We start from the raw sequence: 8,848 nt of genomic DNA on the forward strand, positions 1-8,848 counted from the left end.
ATTACCGATTTCTGTCCCACTCTCTCTTTTTCTTGTTGTTATGAATTTGGATCATCTAGACTACGGCCATGAAGACCTTTCTCGCGCTGAACTTGGCGCAATTTTTCAGGCGTTACATCATTACCATCCTCGTCAACGATCTTGATGCCTTCAATATGATGGCGAACAGAGCGACGGTAGCCTTCGATATACTCTTCACGAAGCTTGGCTTGCTCCACTTTTTCCTCAGCAGTTAAACCTTCCGTTTTTTTCTTTTTAGCCAGTTCGTTAATACGTTCAATTTTTTTAGGATCCATGATTCTACCTCTCTTACCTTTTATTTGGTATTAATCTGATTAAACTGCGCCAGCTGGCCGGCCTTGGCTGTCAAAGAAGCTAGGAGAGCTAGGCGATTGTTACGCACAGCCTCATCTTCTGCCATGACCATAGTATGGTCAAAGAAAGCATCGATAACTGGACTGAGAGCAAAGAGTTGGTCCAGATTGACAGCTAAGTCAGGCGTCAGCTCCACTTTTTCAATGGCTGCAGCCAAGTCTTTTTCCTCTTGATTTTCAAAGAGGGCTGGATTGACAGCTGTCTGCCCTTGGGCTTTCTCAGCTAGATTGAAGACCCGAGATAGGCTTTCCACCGCTGACTTGAAGTTATCTTCCTGAGCTTTTTCTGCCAGAAGCCCAGCCGTTTCTACCAAATCGCGTACGACAAAGTGAGTGCTTTGAAGAACAGCCGTCACGATGTCTTTCGGAATGCTACGGTCCATCATTTTCTCAACGCGGGCACGGAAGAAGTCTAGCACTGCCTCTTGATTTTCATAACTTAGGCTATCAAATTTCAGTTCGTAAAGTCGGCTAACCAACTGAGCCAAGTCAATGTTCCAGCCGAACTTATCCAAGATACGCACAACACCCTGAGTTGCACGGCGCAGCGCATAAGGGTCATTGGAACCGCTTGGAATCAAGCCAACTGAGAAGAAGGACAGAATGGTATCCAGCTTATCAGCCAGTGCCAAGACCGCACCGACCTTGGTGTCAGGCAATTCGCCATCGGCGGATGTCGGCATATAGTGCTCCCGAATGGCAGCTGCCACCGCAGCATTCTCACCAGCCAGAAGAGCATACTTCTCACCCATGATGCCTTGCAACTCATCAAACTCACCAACCATACCAGTTAGCAAGTCAAACTTATAAATAGCTGCTGCACGAGCCAAGTCAGCTGACTCATCAGCATCCAATCCTGCTTCTTGCGCCAAGAGAGCCGCAATCTTACTAGTCCGCTCCATGTGCTCTGCCAGAGAGCCAATCTTTTCGTGGAAGGTCACATTGCTCAGCTTTTCAACCAAGTCAGCAATAGCCAGCTTTTGGTCTTCCCGCCAGAAGAATTCCCCATCTTCCAGACGAGCCACCAAGACCTTCTCATTTCCCTTGATGACATTTTCCAGATACTCTGCATTTCCGTTGCGGACAGAGATAAAGTGTGGCAAAAGCTTGCCTTCACTATCGCGCACAACAAAGTAACGCTGATGCTCTTTCATAGAAGTCACCAATACTTCCTCTGGCACCTCTAAGTATTTAGCATCAAAATTACCTAGGAAAGCAGTTGGATATTCTACCAGATTCAGAACTTCATTGAGAAGGTCTTCGTCAATCTCGATAGAAACACCGTGCTCCTGCTCTAACGCCCGAATCTGTTCGATAATCATATTTTCCCGCTCAAGAGGACTGGTAATGACAAACTGAGCCCGTAAATCATCTTCATAGGAATCTGCTGAAGCAATCTCTGTTTCTTTCCCTAAGAAACGGTGTCCACGGCTGGTACGACCGCTCTTGATGTCCAAGAAATCCAAATCAAAGGCCTGCTCATCTAAGAGCACAGTCAAGGTGTGGACTGGGCGGATGTATTCAAAAGTGTTATTAGCCCAGTGCATGCTGACAGGGAAGGTCAGAGCTTGCAGAACTTCCGTCACTGCTGGGATGATCTCCTCTACTGGGCGGCCGATTTCTTCCTTGGTCACATAGACATATTCTTCCCCTTTAATTTCGCGGAAAGTAATGTCCTCAACCGTCAAGCCTTTGCCACGGACAAAACCTTCGGCAGCCTTTGTAAAGTTCCCATCAGCATCCAGAGCAATTTTCTTAGAAGGGCCTTTGAAATCTTCTGTCAGATCAGACTGCTTGTCCGCCAAGCCAACCACACGCACCGCCAGACGACGAGGCGTAGAGAACATTTCAATTTTCTCAAAGGTCAGACGATGGTCTTTCAGGAAGGCTCCCATCTTGTCGCGCAGCTGCTTCATGCTCGGTGTCACGACATAGGCTGGCATTTCCTCCAAGCCTAATTCAACTAATAAATTTTTTACCATGATTATTCTCCCTCCTCTGCCAAGAGTTTCTCACGAGTCTCAGCATCCAAAAGCGGGTAGCCCAGTCGCTTGCGCTCAGCCACAAAGGTCTTGGCCACAACACGCGCCAGATTACGAATACGGGCAATATAACCAGCCCGCTCTGTCACAGATACAGCTCCACGCGCATCCAAGAGGTTAAAGGTATGCGAGCATTTGAGAACATAGTCATAGGCTGGGTGCACCAGATGCTCGTCCAGGCAGCGCTTGGCTTCTGCTTCAAACTTCTCAAAATTCCCCAAGAGCAAGTCTTGGTCGCTGACCTCAAAACTATACTTGGAATGTTCATACTCAGGATGCTTGAAAATTTCGCCGTACTTAACGCCATCAGCCCACTCAATGTCATAGACAGAGTCTACTTCCTGGATATAAGAAGCCAGACGCTCCAGACCATAAGTCACCTCAGCGGTCACCGGCTGAGTTGGCAGACCTCCGACCTGCTGGAAGTATGTAAACTGAGTGATTTCCATCCCATCCAGCCAGACTTCCCAGCCCAGACCAGCCGAGCCAGTTGACGGATTTTCCCAGTTATCCTCGACAAATCGGATATCGTGCTCTAGTGGATTGATACCCAAGAGCTCCAAAGACTGCAAATAAAGTTCTTGGATATTGCTTGGAGAAGGTTTCATAACCACTTGAAATTGATGGTGCTGGTAAAGACGGTTCGGATTTTCCCCATAACGACCATCTGCTGGTCGGCGAGACGGCTCTACATAGGCCGCATTCCAAGGCTCTGGCCCAATAGCCCGCAGGAAGGTATAGGGACTCATCGTTCCCGCCCCCTTCTCATTATCATAAGCCTGCATGAGCATACAGCCCTGATCATTCCAGAACTGCTGTAAAGTCAAAATTATTTCTTGAAACGTTAACTTCTTAGACATTTTTTACTCCTTTATTTTTATTTCTAGCGCTAGGCTCATCCTCTGTTCTGTTTGAACAAGCAAAAGAACCACATCCGACAGTCCTAGGCTATGCGACCTAGGGGCGTCAAGACGCGGTTCCACCCTAATTTATTACTTCATTACGTTTAAAAATGTTTATCGAAAGCGCCATCTGCACTGCTTCCCTATCCGGCTCCCACCAACCCAGACTCGCTAAAAAGTAGACAATGAGAATTCTTTCTAGAAAAGATTATAGCAGAAAATAGATGATTTGTAAAATACTTCTTGAGATTCAGCTATAAATTCTTCCTATATAAATTTGCTTTCTATCAATCTAGTAGATAAGCATTTTCATAGAAATTTTCAACAACTTTCATATATTAACCTAGTTACATTGATAATCTAATCTTCATCTAATTATTTAGTGAGAAGAAAAGATCAAAAAATGCTGATATAACAGCGTTTTTCACTAGAAATGGAATTTGAAAATGATTGCCGCTTCGATTCAGGTACTTGCATTTTTCATGAAAACGTTTTATAATAATAGTTAGCCTTAAAGTTTTCTTAAACTTAAGTCAAACATTTTATAAGGAGGAAAAACAATAATGAGTATTGGAATCATTATTGCCAGCCACGGTGAATTTGCTGCCGGCATTCATCAGTCAGGTTCTATGATTTTTGGTGAGCAAGAAAAAGTTCAAGTTGTAACTTTCATGCCAAACGAAGGTCCTGATGATCTGTATGCAAAATTCAATGACGCTGTGGCTTCGTTTGATGCGAACGATGAGGTATTGGTCTTGGCTGACCTTTGGAGTGGGTCACCATTTAACCAAGCTAGCCGTGTCATGGGTGAAAATCCAGACCGCAAGTTCGCGATTATTACAGGTTTGAACCTGCCTATGCTAATTCAAGCCTACACAGAGCGCATGATGGATGCAAACGCTAGCGTAGATGCTGTCGTTGCAAATATCATCAAGGAAGCTAAGGAAGGCGTCAAAGCTCTGCCTGAAGAGCTGAATCCAGTCCTAGAAAGCGCTGCTCCTGCTGCTGCACCAGTTGCTCAATCAGCTATCCCAGAAGGAACCGTTATCGGAGACGGCAAGCTCAAAATCAACCTTGCTCGTATCGATACTCGTTTGTTGCATGGACAAGTTGCAACAGCTTGGACTCCAGATTCAAAAGCAGACCGTATCATCGTTGCTTCTGACTCAGTAGCTAAGGATGAACTTCGTAAAGAACTCATCAAACAAGCTGCACCTGGTAATGTTAAAGCAAACGTTGTTCCAATTGATAAACTGATTGCTGTTTCAAAAGATCCACGCTTTGGTAATACGCACGCTCTTATCTTATTTGAAACTCCGCAAGATGCCCTACGCGCTATCGAAGGCGGTGTGCCAATCAAGACTCTCAACGTCGGCTCAATGGCTCACTCAACTGGTAAGACAATGGTCAACAACGTTCTATCAATGGACAAGGACGACGTGGCAACTTACGAAAAATTGCGTGATCTCGGAGTTGAATTCGACGTACGTAAAGTACCAAATGACTCTAAGAAAGATTTGTTTGACTTAATTAACAAAGCCAACGTTCAATAATCTGAAACGTTTCGCTCTCATATTATTATGAAAGGATTTAAAACATGTCTATTATTTCTATGGTTTTAGTAGTCTTTGTTGCCTTCTTAGCTGGTCTAGAAGGTATCTTGGACCAATTCCAATTCCACCAACCGCTGGTTGCTTGTACCTTGATTGGACTGGTAACTGGTAATTTGGCAGCCGGTGTTATGCTGGGTGGCTCTCTCCAGCTGATCGCTCTTGGCTGGGCTAATATCGGAGCTGCTGTAGCACCTGATGCTGCCCTCGCTTCTGTTGCCGCTGCCATCATCATGGTACTGGGTGGAGACTTCTCAAGCAAAGGAATCGCTGTAGCACAAGGTGTTGCTATTCCACTTGCTGTTGCTGGTCTCTTCTTGACTATGATTGTCCGTACTTTGTCAGTCGGTTTGGTTCACGGTGCAGATGCTGCTGCGAAAAAAGGAGACTTCAAAGGCGTTGAACGCGCTCACTTCATCGCTCTCTTCATGCAAGGAGCACGTATTGCTATCCCTGCAGCACTGCTTTTGATGATTCCTGCTGAGTCTGTTAAATCTGCTCTTGAAGCTATGCCAGCTTGGCTATCAGAAGGTATGCAAATCGGCGGTGGTATGGTCGTTGCCGTTGGTTATGCCATGGTTATCAACATGATGGCAACTCGTGAAGTATGGCCATTCTTCGCTATTGGTTTCGCTTTGGCTGCTGTCAGCGAACTCACTCTGATTGCCCTTGGTGCAATTGGTGTCGCTATTGCCCTCATCTACCTTGCCCTGTCTAAAAAAGGCGGAAATGGCGGTGGCGGAGCAACAGCTTCATCTAACGATCCAATCGGCGACATCCTAGAAGACTACTAAGAAAGGAGACACACTATCATGACAGAATTAAATACTGTAAAACCTGATGAGTCAGGAAAATTGACTCTTTCAAAGGCTGACCGTCAAAAAGTTTGGTGGCGTTCTACTTTCTTGCAAGGTTCTTGGAACTATGAACGTATGCAAAACCTGGGCTGGGCTTATTCACTGATTCCAGCTATTAAGAAGCTTTATACTAAAAAAGAAGATCAAGCTGCTGCTCTTGAGCGTCACTTGGAATTCTTCAATACTCACCCATATGTAGCAGCTCCAATCATCGGAGTTACACTTGCGCTTGAAGAAGAAAAAGCAAATGGTGCAGCAATTGACGATGCGGCTATCCAAGGGGTTAAAATCGGTATGATGGGACCTCTGGCTGGTATCGGAGACCCTGTCTTCTGGTTCACAGTTCGTCCTATCCTTGGAGCACTTGGTGCATCTCTTGCTTTGACTGGAAATATCATTGGGCCACTTATCTTCTTCTTAGCTTGGAATGCTATCCGGATGGCTTTCCTCTGGTACACACAAGAATTGGGCTACAGGGCTGGTTCTGAAATCACTAAGGACATGTCTGGTGGTATCCTCCAAGACATTACCAAAGGTGCTTCAATTCTAGGTATGTTTATCTTGGCTGTTCTGGTTGAGCGCTGGGTATCTATTAAGTTTGTCTTTAACGTTTCATCTGTTAAGCTAGATGATAAAGCATATATCCATTGGGACAAATTATCTAGTGGCTATAAGGGTATCCAAGAAGCCTTTGCTCAAGTAGGTCAAGGACTATCTCAAACCCCTGAAAAAGTTACAACTTTCCAACAAAACTTGGATTCCTTGATTCCTGGTTTGATGGGACTGCTTCTAACTTTCGCTTGTATGTGGTTGCTTAAGAAGAAAGTATCCCCTATCACTATCATCATCGCTCTCTTTGTAGTTGGTGTACTAGCTCACGTTGCTGGTTTGATGTAATCAAAAAGAAGGTTTCGGCCTTCTTTTTATTGTGGTATAATAGCTATATTATTTAAAAGGGAGATGTTCTATGGCACAATCGCAAAATAAATCGATTGAATTTCAAACGACAGGAGTTTCCTATCTGGGTTTGGGTGGCAAGGTTGGAAAGTTTTTAGTCGGTGATATCGCACTGGAATTCTACGCTGACGCCAATGTAGAAGACTATATCCAGCTGCCTTGGTCTAGCATCCAGCAGATCGGTGCCAATGTCTCTGGGAAAAATATCAGTCGACATTTCGAAGTGTTTACGGATAAGGGCAAGTTTCTCTTTGCCTCAAAGGACACTGGAAAGATTCTCAAAATTGCACGGCAACATATCGGGAATGAGAAAGTCGTCAAATTGCCTACCTTGATCCAAACAATTGGCCAATTCTTTAAAAATCTATTTGCAAAAAAATAAAAAATCCTGTATAATCTAGGAAACGGATAAGTAAGGCTATGTCTTCTTTCAGAAAGTCTGCGGGTGCTGCGAGCAGATAGGAGTCTAGTGTGAAATTCTACCGTTGTAAGACAACTACATACATAATCAAGTGCACACCTGTGAAGTTGGATGGAACCGCGGCCTAGCCGCTCCAACAGTTTCCTCGGTGTGCTTTTATTTTTTGGAGGTTTTATGTTAGATTTAAAACGTATTCGGACAGACTTTGATGCTGTCGCAGAGAAATTAGCTACCCGTGGCGTAGCAGCTGATGTGCTCAATCAAATGAAGGAAATTGATGAGCAGCGACGTGATTTGCTGGTGAAAGTAGAAAATCTCAAAGCAAAACGCAACACCGTTTCTGCAGAGATTGCCCAAGCCAAGCGCAACAAAGAAAATGCAGATGACAAGATTGCTGCTATGCAAAAACTATCTGCTGAAATCAAGGACTTGGATGCTACTTTGGCTGAATTGGATGCTAAATTGACCGAGTTCACTACAACCCTGCCAAACATTCCGCACGATAGCGTACCAATCGGGGCAGACGAGGATGACAATGTAGAAGTCCGCCGTTGGGGTACACCTCGCCAATTTGACTTTGAAGCTAAGGCCCACTGGGATTTGGGCGAGGATTTGGACATCTTAGACTGGGAACGTGGGGCAAAAGTTACGGGAGCCCGCTTCCTCTTCTACAAGGGATTAGGAGCTAGATTAGAGCGTGCTATCTACAACTTCATGCTGGATGAGCACGGCAAAGAAGGCTATACAGAAGTCATCACTCCCTATATGGTCAACCATGACTCTATGTTTGGTACTGGCCAATATCCTAAGTTCAAAGAAGATACCTTTGAGTTAAGCGATACTAACTTCGTTCTGATTCCGACTGCTGAAGTTCCACTGACCAACTACTATCGAGATGAAATTTTAGACGGAAAAGAATTGCCAATCTACTTCACAGCTATGAGCCCATCTTTCCGCTCTGAAGCTGGCTCTGCTGGTCGTGACACACGTGGTCTGATCCGCCTGCACCAATTCCACAAGGTTGAAATGGTGAAATTTGCCAAGCCAGAAGAATCTTATGAAGAGCTGGAAAAGATGACTGCCAATGCAGAAAACATCCTGCAAAAGCTCAATCTGCCTTACCGTGTCGTTGCTCTTTCTACTGGTGACATGGGCTTCTCTGCTGCTAAGACTTATGACTTGGAAGTTTGGATTCCTGCTCAGAACACTTACCGTGAAATCTCTAGCTGCTCTAACACAGAAGATTTCCAAGCTCGTCGAGCACAAATTCGCTACCGTGACGAAGCAGATGGCAAGGTCAAACTCCTTCATACTCTCAACGGTTCTGGACTTGCTGTCGGACGCACAGTGGCTGCTATCTTAGAAAATTACCAAAACGAAGATGGCTCTGTAACCATTCCTGAAGTCCTACGTCCATACATGGGTGGCTTGGAAGTCATCGCACCAAAATAAACAATGAAAGGTCCGAAACAAATCGGACCTTTTCTTATTCTACTTGAGGAGAAATCCAACAGTTCAAAAAAATAAACGAAATATAGGATTTTCCACTTTAAAAGAGAGTGGGACAGAAATCGGTAATTCGTTAGAATTCGATTTCGTCGTCCCACCTCCGCACAGTTGAGTAGGGCTGTAAAAGCTGATGAAATCAGCGTAGTAGAGCCCACTCAACCACTGCGTCTTGCTCG

Annotated in this window: 8 protein-coding genes; 5 read left to right on the forward strand and 3 right to left on the reverse strand. The window is 44.9% G+C overall.

Annotated elements, in window-relative coordinates:
* Positions 1-38: 38 nt before the first annotated feature.
* The 3 genes from A0765_RS09050 to glyQ are packed head-to-tail and all read right to left on the reverse strand — an operon-like array spanning position 39 to position 3,276.
* Positions 39-296, reverse strand: a complete 258-nt coding sequence (locus A0765_RS09050; RefSeq protein ID WP_039975732.1) for a DUF896 family protein — start codon at positions 294-296, stop codon at positions 39-41.
* 20 nt (positions 297-316) lie between these two features.
* Complete coding sequence (gene glyS / locus A0765_RS09055; protein ID WP_062006199.1) at positions 317-2,356, reverse strand: glycine--tRNA ligase subunit beta; 2,040 nt, start codon at positions 2,354-2,356, stop codon at positions 317-319.
* 2 nt (positions 2,357-2,358) lie between these two features.
* On the reverse strand, positions 2,359-3,276 hold the full coding sequence (gene glyQ, locus A0765_RS09060; RefSeq protein ID WP_062006201.1) for a glycine--tRNA ligase subunit alpha: 918 nt from the start codon (positions 3,274-3,276) through the stop codon (positions 2,359-2,361).
* Between the two features lie 605 nt (positions 3,277-3,881).
* On the opposite strand from glyQ, the gene A0765_RS09065 reads away from it, so the two are divergent.
* The 5 genes from A0765_RS09065 (at position 3,882) to serS (ending at position 8,615) form a co-directional block, all read left to right on the forward strand.
* The gene (locus tag A0765_RS09065) at positions 3,882-4,871 is read left to right on the forward strand and encodes a PTS sugar transporter subunit IIB (protein WP_062006203.1); all 990 of its coding nucleotides are present in this window, start codon (positions 3,882-3,884) and stop codon (positions 4,869-4,871) included.
* 44 nt (positions 4,872-4,915) lie between these two features.
* Positions 4,916-5,722 carry a PTS mannose/fructose/sorbose transporter subunit IIC gene (locus A0765_RS09070; RefSeq protein WP_002908912.1) on the forward strand — a complete coding sequence of 269 codons (807 nt, stop codon included), beginning with the start codon at positions 4,916-4,918 and terminating at the stop codon, positions 5,720-5,722.
* Between the two features lie 18 nt (positions 5,723-5,740).
* The gene (locus tag A0765_RS09075; protein WP_062006205.1) at positions 5,741-6,682 is read left to right on the forward strand and encodes a PTS system mannose/fructose/sorbose family transporter subunit IID; all 942 of its coding nucleotides are present in this window, start codon (positions 5,741-5,743) and stop codon (positions 6,680-6,682) included.
* Between the two features lie 70 nt (positions 6,683-6,752).
* The gene (locus tag A0765_RS09080) at positions 6,753-7,124 is read left to right on the forward strand and encodes a DUF956 family protein (RefSeq protein ID WP_062006207.1); all 372 of its coding nucleotides are present in this window, start codon (positions 6,753-6,755) and stop codon (positions 7,122-7,124) included.
* A 213-nt stretch (positions 7,125-7,337) separates the two neighbouring features.
* Positions 7,338-8,615, forward strand: coding sequence for a serine--tRNA ligase (gene serS / locus A0765_RS09085; protein WP_062006209.1), 1,278 nt, complete (start codon positions 7,338-7,340; stop codon positions 8,613-8,615).
* The last annotated feature ends 233 nt before the right edge of the window (positions 8,616-8,848 follow it).

This window comes from Streptococcus cristatus, from assembly GCF_001588905.1.
GTDB classification, from domain to species: domain Bacteria; phylum Bacillota; class Bacilli; order Lactobacillales; family Streptococcaceae; genus Streptococcus; species Streptococcus cristatus_N.